Origin of the sequence: Pseudomonas sp. PvP025, assembly GCF_017832155.1 — a bacterium.
GTDB lineage: Bacteria > Pseudomonadota > Gammaproteobacteria > Pseudomonadales > Pseudomonadaceae > Aquipseudomonas.
The window spans coordinates 4,611,068-4,637,673 of sequence record NZ_JAFIBJ010000001.1 but is presented as its reverse complement, the minus strand read 5'-3'; the positions used below and the strand labels follow the sequence as shown (position 1 = coordinate 4,637,673).

General features: G+C 62.7%; 24 protein-coding genes. 11 read left to right on the top strand and 13 right to left on the bottom strand.

The window, feature by feature from the left end:
• Positions 1-40: 40 nt before the first annotated feature.
• Positions 41-2,107: an AsmA family protein gene (locus JOE32_RS20095; protein ID WP_209987994.1), complete on the bottom strand. Its 2,067-nt coding sequence runs from the start codon at positions 2,105-2,107 to the stop codon at positions 41-43.
• Between the two features lie 345 nt (positions 2,108-2,452).
• Here JOE32_RS20095 and JOE32_RS20090 point away from each other — a divergent pair, with 345 nt between their 5' ends.
• From JOE32_RS20090 to JOE32_RS20060, 7 genes are all read left to right on the top strand, one after another.
• Positions 2,453-2,821, top strand: coding sequence for a hypothetical protein (locus tag JOE32_RS20090; protein ID WP_209987990.1), 369 nt, complete (start codon positions 2,453-2,455; stop codon positions 2,819-2,821).
• Between the two features lie 184 nt (positions 2,822-3,005).
• On the top strand, positions 3,006-3,638 hold the full coding sequence (locus JOE32_RS20085; RefSeq protein ID WP_209987987.1) for a TetR family transcriptional regulator: 633 nt from the start codon (positions 3,006-3,008) through the stop codon (positions 3,636-3,638).
• A 192-nt stretch (positions 3,639-3,830) separates the two neighbouring features.
• Positions 3,831-4,331 (top strand): urease accessory protein UreE, encoded by a 501-nt coding sequence (gene ureE, locus JOE32_RS20080; RefSeq protein ID WP_209987985.1) that lies wholly within the window; start codon positions 3,831-3,833, stop codon positions 4,329-4,331.
• Positions 4,328-5,002, top strand: coding sequence for an urease accessory protein UreF (locus JOE32_RS20075; protein WP_209987982.1), 675 nt, complete (start codon positions 4,328-4,330; stop codon positions 5,000-5,002). The genes ureE and JOE32_RS20075 overlap by 4 nt, the downstream gene beginning before the upstream one ends.
• Before the next feature lie 23 nt (positions 5,003-5,025).
• Positions 5,026-5,640 (top strand): urease accessory protein UreG, encoded by a 615-nt coding sequence (gene ureG / locus JOE32_RS20070; RefSeq protein ID WP_003236172.1) that lies wholly within the window; start codon positions 5,026-5,028, stop codon positions 5,638-5,640.
• Positions 5,641-5,663: 23 nt separating this feature from the next.
• Positions 5,664-6,236: a HupE/UreJ family protein gene (locus JOE32_RS20065; RefSeq protein WP_209987979.1), complete on the top strand. Its 573-nt coding sequence runs from the start codon at positions 5,664-5,666 to the stop codon at positions 6,234-6,236.
• A gap of 171 nt (positions 6,237-6,407) precedes the next feature.
• Entirely contained in the window at positions 6,408-7,517 is a 1,110-nt protein-coding gene (locus tag JOE32_RS20060; protein ID WP_209987976.1) for an AGE family epimerase/isomerase, read from the top strand.
• Between the two features lie 352 nt (positions 7,518-7,869).
• Here JOE32_RS20060 and JOE32_RS20055 read toward each other — a convergent pair whose 3' ends face one another.
• The 9 genes from JOE32_RS20055 to JOE32_RS20015 form a co-directional block, all read right to left on the bottom strand.
• Positions 7,870-8,775: a cation diffusion facilitator family transporter gene (locus JOE32_RS20055; RefSeq protein WP_209987972.1), complete on the bottom strand. Its 906-nt coding sequence runs from the start codon at positions 8,773-8,775 to the stop codon at positions 7,870-7,872.
• Between the two features lie 205 nt (positions 8,776-8,980).
• Positions 8,981-9,745 (bottom strand): SDR family oxidoreductase, encoded by a 765-nt coding sequence (locus JOE32_RS20050; RefSeq protein WP_209987969.1) that lies wholly within the window; start codon positions 9,743-9,745, stop codon positions 8,981-8,983.
• A 694-nt stretch (positions 9,746-10,439) separates the two neighbouring features.
• Positions 10,440-11,156 carry an ABC transporter ATP-binding protein gene (locus tag JOE32_RS20045; protein ID WP_209987966.1) on the bottom strand — a complete coding sequence of 239 codons (717 nt, stop codon included), beginning with the start codon at positions 11,154-11,156 and terminating at the stop codon, positions 10,440-10,442.
• Positions 11,153-12,028 carry an ATP-binding cassette domain-containing protein gene (locus JOE32_RS20040; protein WP_209987963.1) on the bottom strand — a complete coding sequence of 292 codons (876 nt, stop codon included), beginning with the start codon at positions 12,026-12,028 and terminating at the stop codon, positions 11,153-11,155. Before JOE32_RS20040 ends, JOE32_RS20045 begins: the two co-directional genes overlap by 4 nt.
• Positions 12,025-13,302: a high-affinity branched-chain amino acid ABC transporter permease LivM gene (gene livM, locus JOE32_RS20035; RefSeq protein ID WP_209987960.1), complete on the bottom strand. Its 1,278-nt coding sequence runs from the start codon at positions 13,300-13,302 to the stop codon at positions 12,025-12,027. The genes JOE32_RS20040 and livM overlap by 4 nt, the downstream gene beginning before the upstream one ends.
• 2 nt (positions 13,303-13,304) lie before the next feature.
• On the bottom strand, positions 13,305-14,219 hold the full coding sequence (locus JOE32_RS20030) for a branched-chain amino acid ABC transporter permease (protein WP_003236186.1): 915 nt from the start codon (positions 14,217-14,219) through the stop codon (positions 13,305-13,307).
• 202 nt (positions 14,220-14,421) lie between these two features.
• A complete protein-coding gene (locus JOE32_RS20025; RefSeq protein WP_057009736.1) occupies positions 14,422-15,558 on the bottom strand; it encodes a branched-chain amino acid ABC transporter substrate-binding protein in 1,137 nt (378 codons plus the stop codon).
• Between the two features lie 373 nt (positions 15,559-15,931).
• Positions 15,932-17,215: an FAD-binding oxidoreductase gene (locus JOE32_RS20020; RefSeq protein WP_209987957.1), complete on the bottom strand. Its 1,284-nt coding sequence runs from the start codon at positions 17,213-17,215 to the stop codon at positions 15,932-15,934.
• Positions 17,216-17,321: 106 nt separating this feature from the next.
• Positions 17,322-18,812: an aldehyde dehydrogenase family protein gene (locus JOE32_RS20015; protein WP_209987955.1), complete on the bottom strand. Its 1,491-nt coding sequence runs from the start codon at positions 18,810-18,812 to the stop codon at positions 17,322-17,324.
• Positions 18,813-18,964: 152 nt separating this feature from the next.
• On the opposite strand from JOE32_RS20015, the gene JOE32_RS20010 reads away from it, so the two are divergent.
• From JOE32_RS20010 to nadE, 3 genes are all read left to right on the top strand, one after another.
• Positions 18,965-19,855 carry a LysR family transcriptional regulator gene (locus JOE32_RS20010; protein ID WP_209987952.1) on the top strand — a complete coding sequence of 297 codons (891 nt, stop codon included), beginning with the start codon at positions 18,965-18,967 and terminating at the stop codon, positions 19,853-19,855.
• A 222-nt stretch (positions 19,856-20,077) separates the two neighbouring features.
• Positions 20,078-21,292, top strand: a complete 1,215-nt coding sequence (pncB, locus tag JOE32_RS20005) for a nicotinate phosphoribosyltransferase (RefSeq protein WP_209987948.1) — start codon at positions 20,078-20,080, stop codon at positions 21,290-21,292.
• A 3-nt stretch (positions 21,293-21,295) separates the two neighbouring features.
• Positions 21,296-22,123 carry an ammonia-dependent NAD(+) synthetase gene (nadE, locus tag JOE32_RS20000; protein WP_057009741.1) on the top strand — a complete coding sequence of 276 codons (828 nt, stop codon included), beginning with the start codon at positions 21,296-21,298 and terminating at the stop codon, positions 22,121-22,123.
• Between the two features lie 119 nt (positions 22,124-22,242).
• Here the strand turns inward: nadE and azu are convergent, their stop codons facing one another.
• On the bottom strand, positions 22,243-22,689 hold the full coding sequence (azu, locus tag JOE32_RS19995; RefSeq protein WP_209987945.1) for an azurin: 447 nt from the start codon (positions 22,687-22,689) through the stop codon (positions 22,243-22,245).
• A 222-nt stretch (positions 22,690-22,911) separates the two neighbouring features.
• On the opposite strand from azu, the gene JOE32_RS19990 reads away from it, so the two are divergent.
• Positions 22,912-23,094, top strand: coding sequence for a hypothetical protein (locus tag JOE32_RS19990; RefSeq protein WP_209987942.1), 183 nt, complete (start codon positions 22,912-22,914; stop codon positions 23,092-23,094).
• A gap of 36 nt (positions 23,095-23,130) precedes the next feature.
• Here JOE32_RS19990 and JOE32_RS19985 read toward each other — a convergent pair whose 3' ends face one another.
• Complete coding sequence (locus JOE32_RS19985) at positions 23,131-24,021, bottom strand: transglutaminase family protein (RefSeq protein ID WP_209987939.1); 891 nt, start codon at positions 24,019-24,021, stop codon at positions 23,131-23,133.
• A complete protein-coding gene (locus JOE32_RS19980) occupies positions 24,021-26,507 on the bottom strand; it encodes a circularly permuted type 2 ATP-grasp protein (protein WP_209987936.1) in 2,487 nt (828 codons plus the stop codon). The genes JOE32_RS19985 and JOE32_RS19980 overlap by 1 nt, the downstream gene beginning before the upstream one ends.
• Positions 26,508-26,606: the final 99 nt, after the last annotated feature.

Genomic DNA, 26,606 nt, shown 5'->3' with positions numbered 1-26,606 from the left:
GGGGGCTTGCTCCCTCCCCCATCGGACCATGCGCCGTCAGTTATTTAACGGTCTTGGGCGCCTTGCCTTCCTTCATCTGCTGCAGCAACGGCGCACACTCGTTGGGCTCGCCGCCGCTCGGCGCCACCAGCGCGAGCAGGCCGGCGGCCGGACCTGCGATGACGCCCAATGCCACCATCCCCGCGCCACGCAGGGCCAGCGGGATGGCTTTGACGCCAGCGTTAGGCTTGATAAACGGCCCGTTCACGTACAGCGGCGAGCGCAGCGAGAATAGACGGAAGCCCTTGGATTCCGGGGTGATCGTGAGATCAAGCTGCTCGGTGGCCATGTTCGCGGTGCCATCGATGTAGATGATGGCGTTCTCGGTATCGAACACGAACAGCCGGGTGGTCGCCAGGCCCGTCTTGATGCCGAAGTCCGCCGCCGCACAGTTGATCTTCACTTCCTTGTCGCCGAACAGGCGGCCAACCACGTAGTTACCCACGTTGAGCCCGGCGATCTCCATCAGCCCACGGCTGATGGCGCCGTCGTTGATCAGCATCTTCAAGTCACCGTTGGAACTGCCCAGCAAGGCTGCGACCGAGTTGCCGCGCCCCGCGATGTCGGCATCGCCGTTGAGTTCGCCAAAGCTGGTTTTCATCGGTTCAAAGGTCGGGAACAGCTGCTTGAGCTTGAAGTTGCGCGCGCTGAGTTTCGCGCGGCCTTCCATCGGCGTGATGCGGCCGTTGAGGCGAATCTGCGCATCGAGCTTGCCGCCGGCCACGCCGAAACGCAGCGGCTCCAGGCTCAGTTCGCCATCGTTGAGCACCACATGGGTGTAAAGGTCGGTGAAGGGCAGGTCGGCGCTGTGCACGATGCGCTTGCCGGTGAATTCCACATCGGCATCCATTTCACGCCAGCGCTGGGTACGGAACTCTTCCACTGGCAGCACCCGGGTGGCCGGCTGCTTGCTCGCACCGCCACGGACCTTTTGCTTGGCGTTGGAGTCGGCGCCGATCAGCGGCGCAAGGTCGGTCATCAGCAACTGGTTGGACAACAGGGTGCCGCTGAGCTTGGGCCGTGGCTGGCTGGCGACGTAGGCCAGGTCGCCGTGGATATCGCTGTTGCCGATCTTGCCGTTGAAGTTTTCATAGCGGAACGACGCACCGCTGGCTTCATGCAGCTTGGCGATCAGGTGACCGTCGGTGGAATAGGCCGGCGAATCCGGCAGGGTCACGCCGGTGAGCGGGTAGAGGTTGCCCAGGCTCGCGCCAGCGAGTTTGAGGCGCAGGTCAAGCGCACCGAGGTTGAGCGGGTCGGTCAGGGTACCGGCCACGGCAATGCTGGTGTCGCCGATCTTGACCAGGGCTTGCAGGGGAAACGGTTTGGCCGCGTCCTGCAGGGCCAGCAGGCCGCCGATCTTGCCGCTGCCATCGAGTTTCTGCCCATGGTATTGGCCTTTTACCTTGAGGCCGAACGCGTAATCCTGCGGCGCAGCTCCTTTTTCCAGGGCCTTTTTGGCATCGGCGTCGCCGACGATTTCGGCGAAGGGAATCGGCTGGCCCAGCGGGTCAATGATCACATCGAGCTGGGTGTTGAGGGTCTGGTCGTCGAGGGTCACGTGGCCCTTGTCGAACTTGATGGCGCCGATGTCGACCACCCAGTTGGACGGCTCGGCGTCCGGGTCCTTGGGGTCGAACGTAAAGGTCCAGTTGGCGCGGCCATCGGCCAGGCGCTGCAACTGGGCACTCGGTTCGGTGAGGTCGATACGCGGAATCGCTACGCGCTGCGCCAGCAAGGCCAGCGGCGAAATGCGCAGCTCGACTTTTTTCAAGGTGACCATCTGCGGCTGCTTCGACCAGTCCGGGTTACCCAGGGTCAGGTCCTCGGCGATCACATGGGGCCACGGCACCCAGGCGCGCCAACCGCCTTCCTCGGGTTCGCGCTGCCACACCACCGCGAGGTTGCCATTAATGGCGAACGGACGATGCAGCTCTTCGGAGACTTTGGCATTGAGCGGCGGTTTGATGCGGTTCCAGTCGAAAAACACCAGGAACACCACCACCACGGCGATCAATACGGCGAAGCCGGCGCAGCACCAGGCGACGATTTTACGAGTGCGCGTCATTGCACAGAACTCCTGAACACGGATAGCTGGAATACAGCTCATAAGGGTACGACTGGCAAACCTCAGCAGGGTTTAACCCATTGATGGATTTAACCGCAGAGCGCTTTTTTTCTGACCGGACCGACAGATTTCGCCTGCTCGCCTGCACCATTGCTACCCACCATTGTGTCGAAAATACCCACTTGGGTGCAAAACCGCGTGCTTGAGAGGCCCGATCTAGAGCCCTCCGCTTGAACCATCAATTGTGTTGATTATTACCATTGCGTTTATGAACTTTTATATCGATATATCGAGAGTAGCATGAGTCCTGTACCCACTTTATCGCCCTCCCAAGGAGCAACCATCATGAAACGCCAAGTACTCGCTACCGTCCTGTTGTCTGTCCTGGCTTCCAGTGCCTTCGCCCTGCCAGCCGCCGAGCAGACTATCCCGCAACACCAGGCTCAGGCCGTTCAGTCCAGCCAGACTCTGGCCCGCAGCGGCTCGCAAGAAGATGAGAACCGCGACTACGCCAAAGGCGTTGCCGAAAACGGTTCGGAGCAAGCCAACAAACGCGCTTATACCGAAGGCCTGAGCGAAAACGGCCGTCACCGCCTGGAAGAAAAACGCCTGGCTGAGGGCGGCGCCGAGCAAGCCAACGAGCGTGCCTACACCGAAGGCGTTGCCGAAGGTGGTGCTGATCGCCTGCAAGACCTGCATCAAGCACAGAGCTGAGCCTGTGGTGGCCCAGACAGCTCGCTCCGACATCCGTAGGAGCGAGCTTGCTCGCCAACGTCACTAACGCCTGCCCCCCCCCCTGACTTCACGCAACGCCCTCGCTTCATACCGCCAAGTTCGACGCCGGCAAAGCGCTTTTGCTAGAGTGCGTCGCTGTACTTGCCGACAAAGCTCACCCGCCATGCTGCCCCGTGCCGAACAGAAGCAACAGACCCGCCTCGCCCTGATGGACGCAGCCCGCCATCTGATGGAGTGCGGCCGTGGGTTCGGCAGCCTGAGCCTGCGCGAAGTGGCCAAAACCGCCGGGATCGTGCCTACCGGTTTCTATCGGCACTTTGCCGATATGGATCAGCTCGGGCTCGTGCTGGTCAGCGAGGTCGGCCAGACCTTTCGCGCCACCATTCGCCTGGTACGCCACAACGAATTCGTGATGGGCGGCATCATCGATGCCTCGGTGCGGATCTTTCTCGACGTGGTATCGGCCAACCGTTCGCAATTCCTGTTCCTGGCCCGCGAGCAATACGGCGGCTGCCTCGCCGTGCGTCAGGCCATCGCGGCCCTGCGCGAAGACATCACCCGCGACCTCGCCGCCGACCTCACCCGCATGCCCAAGCTGGCGCACCTGCAGGCCGACGGTTTGCACGTGATGGCCGACCTGATCGTCAAGAGCGTGTTCGCCACCCTGCCCGATATCATCGACCCGCCCGCCCACGCCCTGCCTGAACACCTCACGCCCCAGGCGAAAATCACCCAGCAGTTGCGCTTTATCTTTATTGGTCTCAAGCACTGGCAAGGCCTGGGCAGCACCGAATAGGCCGCCAGGCAAAAACGCCCTCATCCAGTGCCCTAGCACACGCAATGCACCACATTGAGTCACGCCCTGAACAGGCCGCCGCCCTATTCGGAGGCACAACGGCGCGCGCCGACAGGCAATTCCTACAACCCGCCCCGGGTTGGCAAGCCCCTTGCTCTAGCTCCGTTATCGCTCATAGCTGGAAGCCCCCTGATGCTGGTGATCCACCGCCGAATCGCCCCCCAGGCCCAATGGGCTGCCGAGCTGCTGCTCAACTTCGAAGCCCGCAGCAAAAGCCGTCTGCGCTGTTTCAGTGCCGACGGCGAAGACGTCGGCCTGTTTCTGGAGCGTGGCCAGCCACCGCTGCATGACGGCGAATACCTGCAGGCTGAAGACGGCCGGGTGGTACGCGTGTGCGCACGGCCAGAACAGCTGCTGCACGTCACCTGCAGCAGCGCGTTTGAACTGACACGCGCCGCCTACCACCTGGGCAACCGCCACGTGGCCCTGCAAGTCGGCGATGGCTGGTTGCGCCTGCTCGATGACTACGTGCTCAAGGCCATGCTTGAACAGTTGGGCGCGCAGGCCGAAACCATCGAGGCGCCGTTCCAGCCGGAACACGGTGCCTACGGCGGCGGCCATCATCACTCGCGCCATGGCGATGAAGATTTCAACTACCCGCCCAAACTGCATCAATTCGGCGTGCGTACATGAATCCAGCCTGGGCATTGCTGCGCCTGGCCAGTCCGCAATTGCCGATTGGCGGCTACAGCTATTCCCAGGGCATGGAAATGGCCGTGGACAACGGCCGCGTGCCGGATGCCGCCAGCGCACGCCGCTGGATCAGCGACCAGTTGCTGCTTAACCTGGCGCGCTTCGAAGCGCCGCTGCTGCTCGCCCACTGCCGTGCCGCCGCTGTTGATGACTGGTCGCAACTGGCGCACCTGTGCGAAGAGCACCGCGCCAGCCGTGAGACCCGCGAGCTGTACCAGGAGAGCCGGCAGATGGGCTACTCGCTGCAGCAGCTGCTCAATGGCTTGCCCGAACTGGATGACGCGGCCCGAGACTTTCTCGCTCTGCGCGCCGAACCTCACCTGGCCCTGGGCTGGGCCCTGGCCGCGCGCGCCTGGCACATCAGCCCCGACGACGCCCTCGCCGCCTGGCTGTGGAGCTGGCTGGAAAACCAGCTGGCGGTGCTGATGAAAACCCTGCCCCTGGGCCAGCAAGCCGCGCAGCGCCTGACCAGTGAACTGCTGCCGCTGCTGCAGCAGGCCCAGCAGGACGCCGCGCGCATCGACCCCAACTCAACAGGCAGCGCCGCGTTCGGCCTGTCTCTGGCGTGCATGGCCCACGAGCGCCAATACAGCCGCCTGTTCCGTTCCTAGATTCCCTTGATGTGGAGAAGCACATGAACTCACAACCCCTGCGTGTCGGCATCGGCGGCCCGGTGGGCTCCGGCAAGACCGCCCTCACCCTGGCCCTGTGCCTGGCGCTGCGCGATCGCTACAACCTGGCCGTGGTCACCAACGATATTTATACCCGCGAAGACGCCGACTTTCTGGTGCGCAACCAGGCCCTGGCGCCGGAGCGCATCATCGGCGTGGAAACCGGCGGCTGCCCGCACACGGCGATCCGCGAAGACGCCTCGATCAACCTCGAAGCGGTCGATCAGCTCAACCGGCGCTTTCCCGGCCTGGACCTGATCCTGGTGGAGTCCGGCGGCGACAACCTGTCGGCCACCTTCAGCCCGGAACTGTCAGACCTGACTATCTACGTGATCGATGTGTCGGCCGGCGACAAGCTGCCGCGCAAGGGCGGGCCCGGTATTTGCAAATCCGACCTGCTGGTGATCAACAAGATCGACCTGGCGCCACTGGTGGGCGCCTCGCTGGAGCTGATGAACAGCGACACCCAGCGCATGCGCAACGGTAAACCTTTTGTGTTCAGCAACCAGAAAACCGGCGTCGGCCTGGACGAGATCGTCGCCTTCATCGAACGCCAGGGCCTGCTGACCGCCGCCTGATCAACCCATTACGGAGCCTGTTTATGAGCCTCAACAAACTGTTCGCCGCCGCCGCACTGCTGCTGGCCCCTGCCCTGGCCTTCGCCCATCCGGGCCATGGCGACAACGGCCTGGTGGCCGGCATCAGCCATCCTCTGGGCGGCATCGACCACTTGCTGGCCATGCTCGCGGTGGGCCTGTGGGCCGCCCAGCAAAAAGGCGCGGCACGCTGGGCGCTGCCGTGCACCTTCGTCGGCACCATGCTGATCGGCGGCGTGCTGGGGTTTGAAGGCCTGGCATTGCCGGCGCTGGAAAGCGGCATCGCCGCCTCGGTGCTTGCACTGGGCCTGGCGGTGGCGCTGGCGGTGCGTCCGCCGCTGTTTGTGGCAGTGGGCGCGACGGCGCTGTTTGCGCTGTTCCACGGCGTGGCGCATGGCCTGGAACTGCCGGAGATGTCCAGCCCCTGGGCGTACGCGGCGGGGTTTGTCGGTGCGACGGCCATGTTGCATGCCGCCGGTTATGCCGTGGTGCGCGTGCTGCCGGCCGCGGCGGCGCCGTTGGTGCGGGTGGCTGGGGCGGCTTCGGCGGCGACTGGCGTGTGGTTGCTCGCGGGCTGATTTCGGCACCTGTGCCGGCCCCATCGCAGGCAAGCCAGCGCCCACATTTGAGCGGATTCGCCATTCAAAAATGTGGCAGCGGGCTTGCCCGCGATAACGGTGGCGCAGACACCACCGCACCCAAGCCTGCTACCATGCGCGCCTACACCCCTGCCGTGACGACGCCAGCCGATGCCCAGCGCTTCCCAACCGCTTTTGAATACCGTGCTCAACCATTTCCATGATCTGATCGTGCCACTCTGGCAAGGCCCGGGCTGGAATGCCGAGCTGGCGCTGCCTTACGAGGCACTGGACGCCGATCACCAGCCCTTGCCGCCCCAGCGCTACCGCGCCATGGCCTGCGCCCGTCAGTTGTACCTGTTTGCCAGCCTGATCGGCGAGCCCGAGGCCGATTTTGCGCACGCGCGCGCAGCTGCGCTGTTCCGCTCCCTGCAACAGCACTTCCATGACGCCGAACACGGCGGCTGGTTCTACAGCATCGACCCGGCGGGCCAACCGCTGGATACGCGCAAAGACCTCTACACCCACGCCTTCATCATCTTCGCCTGCGCCCATTACTCGGCCAAGGTACGCGAGCCGCTGGTGGCGTCGGTCCTCAATGCCGCGCTCGAAGTGGTTGCCCAGCGGTTCGCCAGCGGTGACGGCCTGTACGACGCGGTGCTGGAGCGCGACTGGTCGTCACTCTCGTCCGGCCCGCTGCAAAACCCGTTGATGCACCTGGCCGAAGCGTTCCTCGCCACCCTGGCAGTGCGTGAGGACGCACACGTGCAAACCGCCCTGCTGAACCTGGCGACGGCCATGCAGCGGCGCTTCATCGACCCGGGGCACGGCGTGATGCTGGAAAAGCCGCTGGGCGCTGTGGACAACTGGTTCGAGCCGGGCCATCAGTTCGAATGGTTCTTCCTGCTCGACTCATCCGAGGTGCTGCGCGGCACGCCGCTGCATGCATCGCTCAGCCGGGCATTTGCCTACGCCGAGCAAAAGGGTGTGGATAAGCTGAGCGGCGCCGTGAGCGGCATGCTCGACCTTGACGGCAAGGTGCGTGACGGCACTCAGCGTATCTGGGCCCAGGCCGAATACCTGCGCGCGCTGACGTTGCGGCCGGGCAGCGAAGCGGTGTTGCAGCGCCAATTGCTGGCGCTGCAAGACCATTTCCTGCATGCAAAAGGCTGGCATGAATGCCTGGATGCCAAGGGTGTCGTGAGCCGACGGGATATGCCGTCGACCACCCCTTATCATTTGGCGACTTGCTATCAGGGGCTGATCAAGCATCTCGGCTGACCTTTCGGGCCTCATCGGGGGCAAGCCCTAATGCCAGTCAGTTAAGCGCAGCTCCCCTGTGGGAGCGTCGGTGCGACGATTCGACTTGCCCGCGAAAGCGGTGGGTCAGTCAACATCAATGTTTGCTGGGCCGACGCCATCGGGAGCAAGCCCCCTCCCACATTTTGTACAGCGTTCGGCAGACCATTTCGGTCGGCTCTCAGGCCGCCGCGCTCTTGATCTTGATCTTAGGCGCCCCGTCAAACACGCTGGCTTAACTGAACGGCATTAGGGCAAGCCCCCTCTCACACTTGACTGTGCTGAATGTGGGAGCTGGCTTGCCTGCGATTGCCTCACCGCGGTCTAACCGGCCTCATGCAATCCACTTGCGATCCCCGGTAAAGCTGATCGTCAGCCAGCGCGCCGCATCCGGCGTGCCGAGCCCTGTGGATATCTCTTCGCGCAGTCTGTCGAAGGTGGCCACGTTATCCACCGGGTAATCCGCCGGCAGCACCACATGAATTTCGATAAACCGCGCGCGCCCGTGCTTTTGCACGTAGGACACGTAGTCGTCGAAACCATGCCGGGCCTTGGCCGCGTCCATCACTTCACGCACCTTGTCGTCCAGGTGATCCGGAGCGATCCCCAGCACCTCGCGCAACGCCGGACGCAGGATCTTGAAGGCCGGCGCCAGCATGCTCAGGGCCAGCAGGATCAGGATGGCCGGGTCGACATACACGGCCCACTCGCCATAGCCCCGGGACTTGAGCAACAGCGCAGCGAGGAAACTGAACAGCAAGCCTATCGACAGCATCGCGTCCACCAGCCAGCTGATGTTGTCGAACTGGATCAGCGAGGATTTGAGCGTGCGATTGCGGTAGCGCACATAGAAGAAGTAAGCGAACTCGACGACGGTAAACACCGCTGCATAGATGATCACCAGCCCCAACTCGATCTCGCGCCCGCCGTTGATAATGCCGAACACCCCGTTGAGGAATGCATAGAGGGCGATCAGCAGCAGGAAACTGCCTTCGATCAACAACACCATCGGCTCCAGGTGCCAATAGCCGAACTGGAAACGCTCGTTGCTTTTCCTGGCGATCAGCTTGGCCGTGATCAGCATCAACACCTTGATGGCGGTGGCGATCAGCGAGAAGAAGCCGTCGAACAGAATGGACTGGGCGCCGGATATCACACCCGTGACAATTCCGGCGATCGCGACCGCGAACATCAGAATCGTCGATTGTTTGAGCAGTGCCTGCTCACCTCGGTTACTCACATTTCCTCCCGTCAAAACCTTTGAACCGCCGGGTGCGGTGGGGTTTTCAGGGTGGGAGTGTACCTTATGGCCTGTTTTGGCCGATTTGACGCCATCGGGGGCAAGCCCGCTCCCACAGGGGACTGAGTTCTCACATTCAGACGTGTGAACACCGTCAAGTGTGGGAGGGGGCTTGCTCCCGATGGCAACGACCCGGTTTAAAGCCTTACTTACCGCCCCGCTCAATCGCAAACCCAGCCCAGGTCTGGCTCACCGGCATCAGCTCCAGGCGGTTGATGTTGACGTGCGCCGGGGTGTTCATCACCCAGAAGATCGTGTCGGCGATGTCCTGCGGCTGGATCGGCTCGGCGCCGGCGTAGGTGGCGTCATAGCGCGCCTGGTCACCACCGAAGCGCACCAGCGAAAACTCGCTCTCACACAAGCCCGGCTCGATGTTGGTCACGCGCACGCCGGTGCCCTGCAGGTCGCAACGCAGGTTCAGCGAGAACTGCTTCACGAACGCCTTGGACGCGCCATACACGTGGCTGCCCGGGTAAGGGTAGTTGCCGGCGATGGAGCCCAGGTTGATGATGCCCGCGCCTCGCCCATGGGCAATCAGGCGCGGCAGCAGCAGGTTGGTGGTGGTCAGCAGGCCCTTGATGTTGGTGTCGACCATGGTCTCCCAATCGTCGAGGCTGCACTTGGGCGCAGGGTCGGTGCCCACGGCCAGGCCGGCGTTGTTGATCAGCCCGCGCAGGGTCGCGAACGACGGCGGCAGGTTGGCGATGGCCTCTTCCATGCCCTTGCGGTCACGCACGTCCACCACCAGGCCGTGTACTTCGGTCTGCTTGGAAAGCTCTTCGACCAGCGCATTCAAGCGTTCGGCACGGCGACCGGTGAGCACCAGTTTCCAGCCGGCCTCGGCAAAACGACGGGCACAGGCTTCGCCGAAACCTGAGGTGGCGCCAGTAATAAACAACGTGTCGGACATGGTGGTCTCCTTGCGAACATCGGGAAAAAGTTGCCAGCAGAATGCCCGTACGCGGCGCTTGCGGCAACCGCCAGGCACACCAACTGATCATTTTTTGATCGATTTATTCAACGCCTTATGAACCGTGGCTTGCAGCCATATGCGCGCAGGTTATCCACAACTGCGCCCACAGTCTTTGGGGGCAAGTCGAAAAGGCTCCAGGCCGCTGTACACAAGGCCCGCAGGCGATTTTAGAAAGTTTTTTGCTTGACCTGGACCGGGCCGTATGTAGGCCTGGGTGAAAAGGCAAAAACCGAACGATGGCTCCAGGCCAGTTAATCCGGCCCCTACGGAGGTCTTTCCAGAGTTTAGTCACAGACTTATCCACAGGCTGATCCGACATCAATCGGTCATATACCTGTGTCTTTAAACAGGTTGACAACCCCCTCGACAGGCCACGAAAAAACCGCTGATCAATAAACGACCACCGCGCTGAAAGCCACGGCGTTAAAGGCTTTCAGCCAGCTACACCCACGTTACCCACAGCCGGTTCCACAGCGGATGGGGACAAGTCAAAACTGTGACAAAACAGGGATTTGCGGCGGCTATATGTCGCGGTTTGGAGGGCGGCTGGATTTGTTTTCCACAATTTCGAAAGGGGTCTTGCGGACCACACAAAACCCGTGTGGGAGGGAGCAAGCCCCTCCCACAGCGATCAGTGCCCGCCGAGGTAGGCGCTGCGCACGTCCTCGTTCACCAGCAACTCCTTGCCGGTGCCCGTCAGGCGAATCTCGCCGTTGACCATCACATACGCGCGGTCGGAAAGGCGCAGCGCGTGGTTGGCGTTCTGTTCCACCAGAAAGATGGTCATGCCGGTGGCCGCCAGCTCGCGCAGCGTGGAGAAGATCTGCTTCACCACAATCGGTGCCAGGCCCAGGCTCGGTTCGTCCAGCAGCAGCAGCTTGGGCCGGCTCATCAGCGCACGGGCGATGGCGAGCATTTGCTGCTCGCCGCCGGACATGGTCATGGCGCGCTGGTTGCGCCGCTCCTTGAGCCGTGGGAACAGCTCGAACATGCGCTGCATGTCTTCCTGCGCGAACTTGTCGCCGATGGGGATGGTGCCCATCAACAGGTTTTCCTCGACCGTCATGTCGGGGAACACCCGCCGCCCTTCCGGCGACTGTGCGATGCCATTGGAGGCGATGTAGTGGGACGACTTGTGGGTAATGTCGACGCCGTTGTACAGAATCTGCCCGGATTCTGCCCGTGGCTGGCCGAAGATCGACATCAGCAGCGTGGACTTACCCGCGCCGTTGGACCCGATCAGGCTCACGGTTTCGCCTTCGTTGATGTGCAGCGAGACTTTTTTCAGGGCCTGGATCGGGCCGTAGAACACATCCAGGTCCTTCATTTCGAGGATAGGCCCGCTCATACCAGCTCCTCTTCGTCGGCGCCCAGGTAGGCGGCAATCACTTTCGGGTCGTTGCGGATCGCTTCCGGCCCGCCTTCAGCGATCACGTTGCCGTGGTCGAGCACCACGATGTGGTCGGAAATACTCATCACCATGCCCATGTCGTGTTCGATCAGCACCACCGTGAGGTCGTGTTCGTCGCGCAGCAGGCGAATCATCGCGCTGAGGGCTTCGGTTTCCTGCGGGTTGAGGCCGGCGGCCGGTTCGTCCAGGCAGATGATCTGCGGCCGCGTGCACATGGCGCGGGCGATCTCCAGGCGGCGCTGCTGGCCATAGGAGAGTTCGCCGGCGAGGCGATTGGCGCAGTCCACCAGGTCGACCACCTCCAACCAGTAGAAGGCGTGGTCGAGCGCATCGCTCTCGGCCTTGCGGTAGCCCCTGGTGTTGAGGATGCCCGCGAGCATGTTGCGGTTGACCCACATGTGCTGGGCCACCAGCAGGTTCTCCAGCACCGACATTTCCTTGAACAGGCGAATGTTCTGGAACGTACGGGCCAGGCCTGCGCGGTTGACCAGGTGGGTGCCGCCGAACATCTTGTAATACACACGGCTGAAGAAGCTTTTCGGCGAGACGAAGTCGACGGCCTTGAAGCGTTCGCCGAGCAGTTGGATCACGTTGGTCTGCTTGCCGCGGATGTTGAGTTGGATCTTGCCGCCACTGGCCTTGTAGAAGCCGGTGAGGCAGTTGAACACGGTGGTCTTGCCGGCGCCATTGGGGCCGATCAGGGCGAAGATCGAGTTGCGTTCGACCTTGAGGCTCACATCGCTCAAGGCCTTGATGCCACCGAAGTGCATCATCAGGTGTTCCACGGACAGAACAACTTCCTTGCTCATGGCGCCACTCCTTTGCGTGGGGTCACACCGGTTCGGCTGATGCGGATCAACCCGCGTGGTCGCCAGATCATCATCACCACCATCAACACGCCAAACAGCAGCACGCGGTATTCCGAGAAGCTGCGCAGCAACTCAGGCGCCACGGTCAATACGAACGCCGCGATCACCACGCCCACCGTCGAACCCATGCCGCCCAGTACCACGATGGCGAGGATCAGCGCCGACTCGAAGAAGGTGAACGACGACGGGTTCACAAAGCCCTGATAGCTGGCAAAGAACACCCCGGCCAGGCCGGCAGTCGATGCACCGATGGTGAACGCCGAAAGCTTGACCAGCACATGGTTCAGGCCCATGGAGCGGCAGGCGATCTCATCTTCACGCAGGGCTTCCCAGGCGCGGCCGACCGGCATGCGGGTCAGGCGGTGCTTGATGTAGAGTACGGCCAGCACTACCAGGAACAGCACGATGTAGATGAACAGGAATTTGATATTGGGGTTGTAGTCAATGCCAAAAAATTCGTGGAAGGGTATCCCGCCGTCCTTCGCGCGCCGGCCGAACTCCAGGCCCAGGAAGGTCGGCGACGGCACGGGCATGCCGTTCGGCCCGCCGGTGAACGACAGCCAGTTGTTGAGCACCAGGCGGATGATTTCACCGAAGCCAAGGGTCACGATGGCCAGGTAGTCACCGTGCATTCGCAGCACCGGGAAGCCGAGTATGCACCCCGCTAACGCCGCCGCGATGGCTGCCAACGGCAGCACCGTCCAGAAGCCCAGGCCGAGGTATTGATAACCCAATGCCAGGCCGTAGGCACCGATGGCGTAGAACGCCACGTAACCGAGGTCGAGCAGACCGGCCAGGCCGACCACAATGTTCAGGCCCAGGCCGAGCAGCACGTAGATCAGTCCGAGGATCACCACGGTGAGCAGGTACTTGTTGGCGAAGATCGGGAACACGATGGCGATCACGATCAGCGCCGGGATGATCCAGCGCAGCCGCGATTTATAGTCCGGCGCCCGCACGTGCACGCCGGAGCCGCTGCTTTCGAAGCCCTGCAGGATCTTCAGGCCCCTGGGGGTTTGCAGGAACAGGCTCATGGCAAAGCGGCCGACCATCACGATGGCCACCAGCAGGCCCACGCGGGCCGGTTCCAGATTGAAGCTGTAGCCGTCGAGGACCACGCCGACGATCGGACCGAACACGATCAACGAAATCAGCCCGGCAAGGATCGTATCGACCGCACTTTTCTTGATATCGATAGGTTTGGCAGCAGACATGTTTACACCTTAGCCACGAGTGGGCGACCCAGCAGGCCCTGGGGACGGAAAATCAGAATCACCACCAGCAGGGAGAAACTGAACACGTCTTTGTAGTCGGAGTTGATCAACCCGGAGAACAGCGACTCGGAAATCCCCAGGATGATCCCGCCGAGCATCGCCCCAGGCAGGGAGCCGATGCCGCCGAGCACCGCTGCGGTAAATGCCTTGATGCCGATGATGAAGCCGGCATAGAAGTCGAAGGTGCCGTAGTTGAGGGTGATCAGCACGCCGGCCAACGCAGCCATGGCGGCACCGATGACGAAGACATAGGAGATCACGCGGTCGGTGTTGATACCGAGGATCGAGGCCATCTTGCGGTCTTGCTGCGTCGCGCGGCACATGCGGCCCAGCTTGGTGTACTTGATGATGTAGGTGAGCAGGGCCATGCCGGCAAACGCCGCCACGAGAATGAACACTTTGGTGTAGGTGAGTTGCACGAACCCGCTGCCGATATCGACGCGCCAGGCGCCGGCCAGCAGGGTCGGGATGCCTTGTTGCTTGGCGCCCTGGGCGATCTGTGCGTAGTTCTGCAGGATCAGCGAAATCCCGATGGCGCTGATCAGCGGGGCCAGTCGGGTGGAGTTGCGCAGCGGTTTGTAGGCAACCCGTTCGATCACCCAGCCGTACACGCCGGTGACGACCACGGTGAAGATCAGGGTGCCGAGAATGAGCAGCGGGAAGGATTCGATGCCGAAGTAAGCCAGCAGTGCCAGACTGATCGCCGCGAGGTACGCGGAGATCATATAAACCTCGCCGTGGGCGAAGTTGATCATGCCAATGATGCCGTAGACCATTGTGTAGCCGATGGCGATCAGGCCGTAGACCGACCCGAGGGTCAGGCCGTTGACCAGTTGCTGCAGGAAAATACCATCCATAACGCAAATCTCACGCGGTGAGCACCTGCACACCGGGTGGGTGTGCGGCGCTTCTGGAGGAAAAAACAGATCTCGATAACAGCCCCGTCTCCTGTGGGAGGGGGCTTGCTCCCGATGACGGTGGGTCAGTCATGCAGGTGTTGCCTGACATACCGCTATCGGGAGTAAGCCCCCTCCCACAGTGGAGCTGTGGTGCTCAGGCTTACTTCTGTTTTTCCAGCTGGTGGTATTTGCCGTCTTTATCCCACTGGTAAACCACGTAGTCGGAGATTTTCAGGTCGCCCTTGGAATCCCAGGCTTTTTCGCCCATGACGGTTTTTACCGGGTGAGCCTTGAGCCACTTGGCAGCGTCTTCGCCCTTGTTGGACTTGGCGCCATTGAAGCCGGCCGCCAGCGCCTGGACCGACGCGTAGGCGTACAGGGTGTAGCCTTCCGGCTCGTAGCCGCTCTTCTGGAACTCTTCCACGACGGTCTTGCTGTCCGGCAGTTTGCGCGGGTCGGCACCGAAGGTCATGTACACGCCGTCCACGTACTGCTTGCCGCCGGCGGTGGCGACCAGTTCGTCGGTGACGATACCGTCATCGGACATGAACTTGACGTCCTTGAGGCCCGCTTCACGGATCTGGCGCACCAGAGGGCCGGCTTCGGGGTGCAGGCCGCCGAAGTACACGACGTCGGCGCCGGTGGAGCGAATTTTGGTGACCAGGGCGCTGAAGTCTTTCTCGCCACGGGTGAGGCCTTCTTCCAGCACCGGCTTGACGCCGCGCTTGGTCAACTGGGCAGCGGTGGCGTCGGCCAGGCCTTTGCCGTAGGTGTCCTTGTCGTTGATGACCGCGACTTTCTTGCCCTTGAGCACATCGACGATGTAGTCGCCGGCGACGACGCCCTGCTGGTCGTCACGCCCGCACATGCGGAACATCGCGCCCAGGCCACGTTCGGTGACTTGCGGGTTGGTGGAGCCCGGCGTGATCGCAATGATGCCGGCCTCGTCATACACCTCGGACGCCGGGATGGTGTTGGAGGAGCAGAAGTGCCCGACCACGCCGATCACTTTGTCCTGGTCGGCCAGGCGGTTGGCCACGGCCACGGCCTGTTTGGGCTCGCACGCATCATCGCCAGCCACCAGCACGATTTTTTCGCCGTTGATGCCGCCGGCCTTGTTGATCACATCGGCCGCCGCCTGGGCACCCTTCATGTACTGCTCACCGAAAGCGGCGTTGGCGCCCGTCATCGGGCCCGCCACGCCGATTTTCACATCAGCTTGAACAAACGTAGAAACACCCAGCGCCGCTGCAACGGCGAGGGCCAGAAAACCTTTCTTGTAAAACGTCTGGGACATGAGTGGTGCTCCGTATTTTTGATTTTAGGCACGACGACTTGCATTCCATCCTTTCACCGAAAGCTCAGAGCAAGCCGCGTGCCATTACTTTTTTATTCTTCAAAAAGACACCGTGTCATTGTTATTGCAGGCGTTTCGGCGCCGCTTGCCAGTACGTGCAACCCTCTGGCAGGCATAGGTGCAACCAGCAGGCAAAAAAAGTACAACCCGACCCGGTGGCACCTGCAACCGGACCCGCAAACGACAGCGCCTGCACCTGTAACAACAGGCGTAACGGAACTGCACATTTACAGTGCGCGATTGCTACGACTTGCACCAATACAGATGGGAAGCCTGCCAGGAAGAGGCAGGCTTTTACACGCCAGGTCGCTGTTCAGATCACGATTCGCAGGCATTGCCCGGCGTGATACAGCGAGAATCCCGCTTCATACAGACAGCTGCGCACGCCCACGCCGGTCAGGGGCTGCATCGGCGCAAACGGTATCGGCAAGGCCTGGGGATTCTGGTGACACAGGTAATCGGCAAACGCCTTGCCGACCACACTGCCGGTGGTGACGCCGCGCCCGTTATAGCCGGTGACGGCGACCAGGCCCGGCGCCGGTTCGAACAGGCGCATCAGGTGATCCGGGGTAAACGCGATGCAGCCGGTCCAGGTGTATTCCCACTGCACCGATTTGAGGTACGGGAAGTAATGCTGTTGCACCCGATCAGCCCACGCCTTGAGGAACCAGCCCGGCTTCTGATTGCCGTTGCCCAGGCTACCGAGCAACAGGCGGCCATCGGCATCGCGGCGAATGCTGCTGAGCACCTGACGGGTGTCCCATGACCCCTGGCCGCCGGGGAGGATTTGCCGGGCGGCGTCATCGGTGAGCGGCGCGGAGGCGACCTGATAGTAATAACCGGGGAAAAAATTGCGCCGCAACTCGGTCCATTCGCCTTCGGTGTAGGCATTGGAGGCGATCACCACCTGGGCCGCCTGTACCGAACCCTGGGCCGTCTGCACCGACCAGTTCGCGCCCTGGCGTTCCAATTGCGTCACCGGGGAATGGTCGAACATCTGCCCGCCCAGGCCGGCCGCGGCATTCGCCAGCCCCGTGGTGTACGCCATCGGGTTCAACGTGCCGGCGCGCTTGTCGAGCAGGGCGGCGGAAATTTTGCGGGTGCCGATGGCCTGCTCACAGGCCTGACCGGTCAGCAGCTCGACCGGCGCGCCACGGCGCTTCCATTGTTCCTCACGACTGCGCAAATCCGCCTCGCCCCGGGCGTTGTGCGCCATGTGCAAGGTGCCCTCGCGGCGCAATTGGCAATCGATGTTGTATGTGTCGACCAGGCTGAATACCAGCGACGGCGCCGCACCCAGCATACGGTTGAGCTGGCTGCCCACCGCTTCGCCAAAACCGGCTTCGATCTCGTCCGGCGGGATCCACAGGCCCGCATTCACCAGCCCGACGTTACGCCCCGAGCCGCCGTGGCCGGTGCGATGGGCTTCGAGCACGGCGACGCTTTTGCCCTGCTCCAGCAGGTGAATGGCTGCCGACAACCCGGTGATGCCGGCGCCGATCACGCACACATCCACCTTGACCTCGCCCATGAGCGCGGCGCGGTCGGGCCGGCCGGGGGTGAGGTGTTCCCACAAACATGCTTCGCGCAGTGCCATTGCCAGACTCCGATGAGACCCAACAAACAACCATTCTTGATGTGCAAATGCGATCAACTGTGGGAGCAAGCCCCCTCCCATCTTGACCGCGCTCCGCCTTGGGGAATCAGTCGAAGGTGATGCCCTGTGCCAGCGGCAGCTCCAGCGAGTAGTTCACGGTGTTGGTCTGGCGACGCATGTACCCGCGCCAGGCATCCGAACCCGATTCACGCCCGCCGCCCGTTTCTTTCTCGCCGCCGAACGCGCCGCCGATCTCCGCGCCGCTCGGGCCGATGTTGACGTTGGCGATGCCGCAGTCGCTGCCCACCGCCGACATGAATTGCTCGGCTTCGCGCACATCAAGGGTGAAGATGCACGACGACAGGCCCTGGGGCACCGCGTTGTTCAGGCGCAGGGCTTCGGCAAAGTCACTGTAGCCGACCACATAAAGGATCGGCGCGAAGGTTTCGGTGCACACCACGTCGCTCTGCTCAGGCATTTCCACAATGGCCGGGGACACGTAGTACGCATTGGGGAATTTGTCCTGCAACTGGCGCTGGCCGCCGAACACCTTGCCGCCTTCGCTCAACGCCTGTTCCAGGGCGTCCTGCATGGCATCGAAACCATGTTTGTCGATCAGCGGGCCGATCAGGTTGCCTTCCAGCGGGTGGCCGATGCGCACCTTGGCATAGGCGGCCTTGAGGCGGGTGACGATTTCCTCCTTGACCGACTCATGGGCGATCAGGCGGCGCAGGGTGGTGCAACGCTGGCCGGCGGTGCCGACGGCGCTGAACAGGATGGCGCGCACCGCCATGTCCAGGTCGGCGCTGGGGCCGAGGATCATCGCGTTGTTGCCGCCCAGCTCGAGGATGCTGCGGGCAAAGCGTGCGGCGACTTTCGGCGCCACTTCGCGGCCCATGCGCGTACTGCCGGTGGCGCTGATCAGCGCCACGCGTGGGTCATCCACCAGCGCGGCGCCCGCATCGCGACCACCGATGATCACCTGGCAGAGGTACTCCGGAGCGCCGTCGAAGGTCTTCAGCACGCGCTCGAACAATGCCTGGCAGGCCAGGGCGGTGAGCGGGGTCTTTTCCGACGGTTTCCAGATCACCGCATTGCCGCACACCAGCGCCAGGGCGGTGTTCCACGCCCACACGGCCACCGGAAAGTTGAACGCACTGATCACGCCGACCACGCCCAGCGGGTGCCAGGTTTCACGCATGTGGTGGCCGGGACGCTCGGAGGCGATGGTCAGCCCGTAGAGCTGACGCGAAAGGCCGACGGCGAAGTCGCAGATGTCGATCATTTCCTGCACTTCGCCCAGGCCTTCCTGGGTGATCTTGCCGGCTTCCCACGACACCAGCTCGCCGAGGTCGGCCTTGTATTGGCGCAGCACATCACCAAACTGGCGCACCAGTTCGCCGCGACGCGGTGCCGGCACTTTACGCCAGGCGTCAAATGCATGCTCGGCGCGACTGACCTGTTGCTCCACCTCGGCGGCACCTTCCCAGTGCACACTGCCGATCAGGCTGCCATCAATCGGCGAATGCACGGGCTGTTTACCCGCCTGGTACAGCGCCGGGCTCACCCCGAGACGATCAAGCAATGCGGCAACCATGGGTCACTCCTTCAATCTGCACACAAAAATCGCGCCGCCACACGCACGGCAATTCAGGGCCTATTTGTAGCTGGCCCAAGACTTGCCAACAAACGACGATTAGGCGAGATATCATTCCGTTTATTCATGCAAAGAATAAAAAGAGGCGTGCCGTGCTGAACAAACGCTATTTGCCCTCGATCACTGCCCTGCAGTGCTTCGAAGCGGCCACCCGCCACCTGAGCTTCACCCGCGCCGCCGAGGAACTCAACCTCACGCAAAGCGCGGTGAGCAAGCAGGTGGCGCAGCTGGAAGAGTTGCTGCAACACCTGTTGTTTCGCCGGGTGCGGCGCCGCCTGCAGATGACCCCGGCGGGGGATCTTTACCTGGTGGAAGTGCGCAAGATCCTCACGCAGGTGGAGATGTCCACCCATTACCTGCGCTCCTACGGCGGCGAGACCGAAGTGCTGCGCGTGTCCACGCCCTACACGTTCGGCGCGCGCTGGCTGGTGCCGCGCCTCAAGGGCTGGCGTTTGCGTCACCCGCAGATTCATCTGGACCTGTGCAACGAGCAGGAACCGGACGAACTGCTGCAAGGCAAGGCCGATATGGCTTTCTACTTCGGCCAGGGCTCGCGGCCCGGCACCGAGAGCCTGAAGCTGTTCAGCGAGGAACTGGTGCCGGTGTGCGCCCCGGAAAGCCTGCCCGCGACGCCGTTCACCGACCCCACACAATTGAGCGACCTGGTGCTGCTGCAAAACGCCTCACGCCCGCAGGGCTGGCATGACTGGTTCGCCGATCAGGGGCTTCATACCGAACACAGCTACCACGGGCCACGTTTTGACACCTTCTACATGTGCATTCGCGCCGCGCAGGTGGGGTGCGGTGTGGCGCTGTTGCCGAGGTTTTTGGTGGAAGAGGAACTGGCCGAGGGCAAGCTGGTAATTCCCTGGCAGCATGCGATGCCCAGCCAGGATGCGTATTACCTGGCGTATCCGGAGCATTCGGCAGAGGTGCCCAAGGTGCGGGAATTTGTGAAGTGGATGATGGAGCAAGTCATTTAGTGCGTGGAATACCGCTATCGGGAGCAAGCCCCCTCCCACACTTGACCGGGTTGGCACATGAGTACGCGGTCAACTGTGGGAGGGGGCTTGCTCCCGATAGCGCCAGTGGCCTCAGCAAAAAAAATCGCTGGCAAAACCCCACAGGTCTATGCGCCACTAGCTCTTTCCTCAATTATGCGTAAAGGCCGGCGCCCATCGCCGACCCGTCTGGAGATTCCCGTTATGAGCGAGAGTGTGTTTGCCGATCGCATCGTGCAGAACCTGCTCGACACCGACTTCTACAAGCTGACCATGATGCAGGCGGTGCTGCACAACTACCCGAACGTGGACGTTGAATGGGAGTTTCGTTGCCGCAACAGCGAAGACCTGCGTCCGTACCTGGCGGAAATCCGCTACCAGATCGAGCGCCTCGCCGAACTGAGCCTGAGCCCCGACCAACTGGGCTTTCTGGAACGCATCAGTTTCATGAAGCCGGACTTTTTGCGCTTCCTCGGGCTGTTCCGCTTCAACCTGCGCTACGTGCAGACCGGTATCGAAAACGGCGAGCTGTTTATCCGCCTGCGCGGGCCGTGGCTGCATGTGATCCTGTTTGAAGTGCCGATGCTGGCGATTGTCAGCGAAGTGCGTAACCGCTACCGCTACCAGAGCGTGATCCTCGAACAGGCGCGCGAGCAGCTGTATCGCAAGTTCGACTGGCTGACCGCCCATGCGAGCAGCGAGGAGCTGGCGGAGCTGCAAGTGGCGGATTTCGGCACGCGCCGACGCTTTTCGTACCGCGTGCAGGAAGAAGTGGTGAGCGTGCTCAAGCACGATTTCCCAGGGCGCTTCGTGGGCACCAGCAACGTGCACCTGGCCCGCGAATTCGACATGAAGCCGCTGGGCACCATGGCCCACGAGTGGATCATGGCCCACCAGCAACTCGGCCCGCGCCTGATCGACAGCCAGATCGCCGCGCTCGACTGCTGGGTGCGCGAATACCGTGGCCTGCTCGGCATCGCCCTGACCGACTGCATCACCACCGACGCGTTCCTCGGCGACTTCGATCTGTACTTCGCCAAGCTGTTCGACGGCCTGCGCCACGACTCCGGCGACCCGGTGCAATGGGCCGAAAAAGCCATCGCCCACTATCACAAACTGGGCATCGAGCCGATGAGCAAGACCCTGGTGTTCTCCGACAGCCTGACGTTGCCCAAGGCGCTGGAGATATTCCGTGCGCTGCGCGGTCGCATCAATGTGAGCTTTGGTATCGGCACCAACCTGACCTGCGACATTCCAGGGGTGGAGCCGATGAGCATCGTGCTTAAAATGACCGCCTGCAATGGCCAGCCGGTCGCGAAGATTTCCGATGAAGCGGGCAAGACCCACTGCACCGACCCCAATTTCGTCGCCTATTTGCGTCACGTTTTCAAAGTACCTGCCCTATCCAGCAAGGAGTGAACCATGCAAGCCGTACAGCGTGAAATTGCGCAGCAGCTCAAGGTCCAGGCGCCGTTCAACGACCAGGCGGCCCTTGAGGCCGAAGTGGTCAGGCGCATAACGTTTATCCAGGACTGCCTGCGCAATTCCGGACTCAAGGCCCTGGTGCTGGGCATCAGCGGCGGCGTCGACTCCCTCACCGCAGGCCTTTTGGCCCAGCGCGCGATGCAGGAACTGCGCGCCAGCAGCGGCGACGAGGCCTATCGCTTTATCGCGGTGCGTCTGCCCTACGAAACCCAGTTCGACGAACTCGACGCCCAGGCTTCGGTCGACTTCATCAACCCGCACGAGCGCCACACCGTGAACATCGGCCCGGCGGTGAAAGCCCTGGCCACTGAAGTGTCGGCGTTTGAAGACAAGCCCGCCGCGTCCCGCGACTTTGTGCTGGGCAACACCAAGGCGCGCATGCGCATGGTGGCGCAGTACACCATCGCCGGCGCGGCCGGTGGCCTGGTGATCGGCACTGACCATGCGGCGGAAGCGGTGATGGGTTTCTTCACCAAGTTCGGCGATGGCGCCTGCGACCTGGCCCCCTTGAGCGGGCTGGTGAAAAACCAGGTGCGCGCGATTGCGCGTTACTTCGGCGCGCCGGAGTCGCTGGTGGAGAAAGTGCCGACGGCGGACCTGGAAGATTTGTCGCCGGGCAAGCCGGATGAAGCGTCACATGGCGTGACCTATGCCGAAATCGATGCGTTCCTGCACGGTGAGCCGGTGCGCGAAGAGGCGTTCCGGATTATCTGCGAGACGTATCGCAAGACCGAGCACAAGCGGGTGATGCCGTTTGCGCCGTGAGGTGAGTCAGGTAGTTTTGTGTTGACTGTCAGATAGTCATCGGGGGCAAGCCCCCTCCCACACTTGGAATGCGGTCGAATGTGGGAGGGGGCTTGCTCCCGATAAACGATAACGCGGTGTTACTTGACCACCACCGTACCTTTCATCATCGAAATGTGCCCCGGGAACGAGCAGAAAAACGCGTAGTCAGTACCCGCAGCCAGCTTCGACACATCAAAAGTCACCGAATCCTTCTCACCGGCACCGATGATCTTGGTGTGCGCGATGATGCGCGCATCACCCTCTTTCAGGTAGCTCTTGTCGATGCCAGCAGCCATGCCTTCGATGGCGACCGGTTGCATATCGGCCGCGCTGGTCAGCACCCAGTTGTGACCCATAACGTTTTTCGGCAGGTTGCCGGAGTGAGTCAGCTCGACGGTGAAGGTCTTGCAGCTTTTGTCGATGGTGATTTCCTGGGTGTTGAAGGACATCTGATCGGTGGAATCAACAGTGACCGCGCACTCTGCTGCAAGCAACTGGCCGCTGGCCAGAGTGAGCAGGGAAACAGCAACGATTTTGGCAAACATGTGAATCTCCATGGCAAGGTTTTAAAACGCGTAATACCGCAAAGGGCGCCTCAGACGGGCTTGAATTCTTATGATCTGCACCGGCAGATTGTATACAACTTTAGGCTATCAGACTGCTCAGCACAATCTGCCAGCCGCCAACCGCGCCGCTAAGCTGCTACCATAGCGACCCAAAGGCAGCTGCGCGCCGCCCCCCTCCCCTTCGACCCTAGAGGATCGCCCATGGCCAAACCTAATTACTCCTTCGCCAAACGTCAGAGAGACTTGGCCAAGGAACAGAAGAAAGAGGAAAAACTGCAACGCAAAAAAGCCGCTGCAGACGAAGAAGCCGGTGGCGAGACCCCGGATGCAGATGCTGAAGTAACGAGCGACGAGAGCGAAACACCAAAAGATCCGGCTGAATAAGTATTCCCCACACTGTGGCAAGCGCGCTTGCCACAGTTATTCCAGCGGCATCACCGTCACCCGCACCTCCGGGTCATGGCTCCCCCCTCCCAGAATCACCCCCCGCAACGGCGACACATCGGAGAAATCCCGGCCCCAGGCCAGGGTGATGTGCTCCAGTGCCGGCTGCACGTTATTCGTCGGATCAAAATCGACCCAGCCCGACACCGGGCAAAACACCGAAACCCACGCGTGGGACGCGTCGGCGCCGATCAGCCGTGGCTGGCCAGGCGGCGGCTGGGTGAGCAGGTAGCCGCTGATGTAGCGCGCCGGCAGGCCACGCGAGCGCAGGCAGGCGAGCATCAGGTGGGCGAAGTCTTGGCACACGCCGCGTCGACGTTCCAGCACTTCCACCAGCGGCGTGGCGACCTGAGTGGCCTCGGCATCGAAGGTGAACTCGCTGAAGATCTTTTCCATCAATGCCTGCGTGCCTACCAGCAACGGCGCGCCGGGCGGGAAACAGCTGGCGGAGAACTCGACGAAGGTTTGTTTGAGGTGCACGTAAGGCGATTCGAACCGGTAGCGACAGGCTTCGATCCGCTCTGGCGACAGCGGCTGGCTGCTGTAGGCCAGGCTGTCACGGGTGCGGTCCCAGGCCGGCGACTGCCGAAAATCCAGCGCCGGCCGCGCCAGCACTTCCACGCTCAGGCTGGCATTGACCAGCAACTCATCGTGAGGCCGCTCGAACGCCAGGCGGGTGATCGGGTTGCCGAACACATCCAGCTCGTCGCGCCGCGAGGACGGCTCGGGGCTGATGTCCAGTTGCTGCGAGCTGCAACGTTGCCAGGCGCAAGGCCGGGGCCACAGGTGGGCCAACTGCTGGGCCAGGGAAACCGGGCTGTCATAGTGGTAATGGGTATCGTGAAAAATCTGATAGCGCGCGCTCATTACACCGACACCGTTTGCTGGCTGACATCATCCACATGGGCAAAATGGCGCAGGGCCAGGCGATCCGAGACTTGCCCGCTCTCATCGGCGACCGCCTGCAACAGGTCGGCCAGACCGTTCAGTGCGGCGCGCACACCGGGCTCGCCAAACAGCGGGTTCTCCAGGCACGCCAGGTCGAAACGCGCCAGACGCTCCACCAACGGCGCCAGGCCGGTTTCGCGCGGCACGCCGAAGTCGTCGTTCAAGCGGCGCAAGGTACGGCTCACCAGTTTGAGCTGGAACAGCACCGCATGGGGGTTCTGCTCATCAAGCAGCAACAGGTCGAGCACCGGGATCAACTGCGGCACCGCCAGGTAGCGTGAGCGGTAGGTGATGCTGCTGTTGCCCAGCTCCAGCAACCACTCAAGCCCGGCCTGATCGAACACCGCCACACCGCGCAGGAACGCTGCCAGGCTGCTGCTCAGGAACTGCAGGCGCTCGATGCGCCGCCCCATCATCAGAAAGCGCCAGCCTTCGTCGCGGGTCATGTCGTCCAGGGCAAAGCCGGACAGCGCCGCCAGGGACATCACCAGGCGGTTGAGGAAGTCCAGCAGCTCGCCCACATCCGCAGCGTCGCGCTCCAACTCCATGGCTTCGCGCTGCAGCTCCACCAGCGCCTGCCAGTTTTCGCGGGACAACTTGCCGCGCACCTGGGACGCCGCCCACTGCAAGCGTTGCAGGTTGGCGCGCAGGCTCGACGGCCAGTCATCTCCCAGCAAGGCCGCGAGCAGGCGCTCCGGCAACTCGCCCTCCTCCGGCAGCAGGCGCAGGTTTTCTCCCAGCTCCACCGCCGCCTGCAAGGCCAGCGGGTCGTCGCCGTCGACATAGCGCGCGAGCACGATACGCAACCAGCGCGCGCTGTTATCGCAGCGCTCGCAATAGCGGCCGAACCAGAACAGGTTTTCCACCACGCGCGAGGGCAGATAAGGGTCTCGGCGCACCAGGTCATGGGCGCCAATTGTGCGTTGTGCACGCCACAGCTCACCAGCGGCGGCGCGCTCGCCGAGCACCCAGGTGTCCTTGCTCGCGCCGCCGCGCTGCATCGACACCACTTCAGCGTCGGCATCGGCCGCCACGCGGGTCAGGCCGCCGGGCAGCACGCGATAACCGTCCTCACTGGCCACGGCGTACACGCGCATGCCGATGGCGCGGTGTTGCAGGTGGTCGTCGACGGTGTGCCACACCGGCGCCTGGGACAATTGCGCCAGCTCCTGGGCGACGTAGGCGTAGGGCCGCGCGCGCATGCGCTCGGCCAGGGCCTGGCGTTGTTCGGGGTTGAGGTCGCGGCCGAATACCGGGGCGAAACTCTGCGAGGGAAACGCCGGTTTGATCAGCAACTCGGGCAGTTTCTCCAGGGCTTTGGCCAGCACCGGCGCCTCGCCGCACCACCAGGTGGCAATCGACGGCAGGATCAGTGTTTCGCCGAACAGGAACTCGTTGATCTTCGGCAAAAAGCCCAGCAGCCCAGGGGACTCCAGCACACCGCTGCCCAGGGCATTGGCCACCAGCACATTGCCCTGGCGCACGGCGTCGAGCAGGCCGGGCACGCCGAGTGCCGAGTCGGTGCGCAGCTCCAGCGGGTCGCAGAAGTCATCGTCCAGGCGGCGCATGATCGCGTGCACCCGACGCAGGCCGCTGAGGGTTTTGAGAAACACGGTGCTGTCGCGCACGGTCAGGTCGCCGCCTTCCACCAGCGGGTAGCCGAGCTGGCGGGCCAGGTACAGGTGTTCGAAATAGCTTTCGTTGAAGCGCCCCGGGGTGAGCAGCACAATCAGTGGCGGCTGGTTGTCGCCCGGTGCCTGGCGCGCCAGGGTTTCCTGGAGTGTGCGAAAAAAACCGGTGAGGTGCTGCACTTGCAGGTCGCGGTACAGGTCCGGGAAGGCGCGGGACACAATGGTGCGGTTTTCCAGGGCGTAGCCGGCGCCCGAGGGGGCCTGGGTGCGGTCGGCCGTCACCCACCAGCGACCATCCGGCGTACGCGCCAGGTCCACGGCGTACAGGTGCAGAAACGCGCCGTCCGGCGGCTGGATGCCCTGGCACGGCCACAGGAAGTTGTTATGCCCGAACACCAGCTCGGCCGGCAGCAGGCCTTCGGCAATCAGGCGTTGCGGACCGTACAGGTCGGCGAGCACGGCATTGAGCAGGCGCGCACGCTGGGCGATACCGGCCGCCAGGTGCTGCCATTCATCGGCAGCCAGCACATGGGGCAGCAGGTCCAGTTCCCACGGGCGGTCGGCGCCCTTGGGGTCGGCGTAGACGTTGTAGGTCACGCCGTTTTCCTGGATCTGCCGGGTCAGCAGCGCCTGGCGCTGGGCCAACTGGTTGGGCGTGCTGCGTTGCAGGTGGTCGAGCAGGCGCCGCCAATGGGCACGCACGGCACCGCTGCCATCCAGCAGTTCGTGGTAGGTGCCCGCGGTCAGCGGGTAACGGTCGAGCAAATCGGACATGGAACGCTCGGCAGGGCAAAGGGGGGTCAGTGTAATTCAAACTTGCCGCAATCCAATGTAGGAGGGGGCTTGCTCCCGACGGCGGCGGATCAGTCACTT

Excerpts from the sequence above, each read along its gene's own strand:
- JOE32_RS20095 (WP_209987994.1), bottom strand. The coding sequence starts at position 2,107 with ATGACGCGCACTCGTAAAATCGTCGCCTGGTGCTGCGCCGGCTTCGCC.
- JOE32_RS20090 (WP_209987990.1), top strand. The coding sequence starts at position 2,453 with ATGAAACGCCAAGTACTCGCTACCGTCCTGTTGTCTGTCCTGGCTTCC.
- JOE32_RS20085 (WP_209987987.1), top strand. The coding sequence starts at position 3,006 with ATGCTGCCCCGTGCCGAACAGAAGCAACAGACCCGCCTCGCCCTGATG.
- ureE (WP_209987985.1), top strand. The coding sequence starts at position 3,831 with ATGCTGGTGATCCACCGCCGAATCGCCCCCCAGGCCCAATGGGCTGCC.
- JOE32_RS20075 (WP_209987982.1), top strand. The coding sequence starts at position 4,328 with ATGAATCCAGCCTGGGCATTGCTGCGCCTGGCCAGTCCGCAATTGCCG.
- ureG (WP_003236172.1), top strand. The coding sequence starts at position 5,026 with ATGAACTCACAACCCCTGCGTGTCGGCATCGGCGGCCCGGTGGGCTCC.
- JOE32_RS20065 (WP_209987979.1), top strand. The coding sequence starts at position 5,664 with ATGAGCCTCAACAAACTGTTCGCCGCCGCCGCACTGCTGCTGGCCCCT.
- JOE32_RS20060 (WP_209987976.1), top strand. The coding sequence starts at position 6,408 with ATGCCCAGCGCTTCCCAACCGCTTTTGAATACCGTGCTCAACCATTTC.
- JOE32_RS20050 (WP_209987969.1), bottom strand. The coding sequence starts at position 9,745 with ATGTCCGACACGTTGTTTATTACTGGCGCCACCTCAGGTTTCGGCGAA.
- JOE32_RS20045 (WP_209987966.1), bottom strand. The coding sequence starts at position 11,156 with ATGAGCGGGCCTATCCTCGAAATGAAGGACCTGGATGTGTTCTACGGC.
- JOE32_RS20040 (WP_209987963.1), bottom strand. The coding sequence starts at position 12,028 with ATGAGCAAGGAAGTTGTTCTGTCCGTGGAACACCTGATGATGCACTTC.
- livM (WP_209987960.1), bottom strand. The coding sequence starts at position 13,302 with ATGTCTGCTGCCAAACCTATCGATATCAAGAAAAGTGCGGTCGATACG.
- JOE32_RS20030 (WP_003236186.1), bottom strand. The coding sequence starts at position 14,219 with ATGGATGGTATTTTCCTGCAGCAACTGGTCAACGGCCTGACCCTCGGG.
- JOE32_RS20025 (WP_057009736.1), bottom strand. The coding sequence starts at position 15,558 with ATGTCCCAGACGTTTTACAAGAAAGGTTTTCTGGCCCTCGCCGTTGCA.
- JOE32_RS20020 (WP_209987957.1), bottom strand. The coding sequence starts at position 17,215 with ATGGCACTGCGCGAAGCATGTTTGTGGGAACACCTCACCCCCGGCCGG.
- JOE32_RS20015 (WP_209987955.1), bottom strand. The coding sequence starts at position 18,812 with ATGGTTGCCGCATTGCTTGATCGTCTCGGGGTGAGCCCGGCGCTGTAC.
- pncB (WP_209987948.1), top strand. The coding sequence starts at position 20,078 with ATGAGCGAGAGTGTGTTTGCCGATCGCATCGTGCAGAACCTGCTCGAC.
- nadE (WP_057009741.1), top strand. The coding sequence starts at position 21,296 with ATGCAAGCCGTACAGCGTGAAATTGCGCAGCAGCTCAAGGTCCAGGCG.
- azu (WP_209987945.1), bottom strand. The coding sequence starts at position 22,689 with ATGTTTGCCAAAATCGTTGCTGTTTCCCTGCTCACTCTGGCCAGCGGC.
- JOE32_RS19990 (WP_209987942.1), top strand. The coding sequence starts at position 22,912 with ATGGCCAAACCTAATTACTCCTTCGCCAAACGTCAGAGAGACTTGGCC.
- JOE32_RS19985 (WP_209987939.1), bottom strand. The coding sequence starts at position 24,021 with ATGAGCGCGCGCTATCAGATTTTTCACGATACCCATTACCACTATGAC.
- JOE32_RS19980 (WP_209987936.1), bottom strand. The coding sequence starts at position 26,507 with ATGTCCGATTTGCTCGACCGTTACCCGCTGACCGCGGGCACCTACCAC.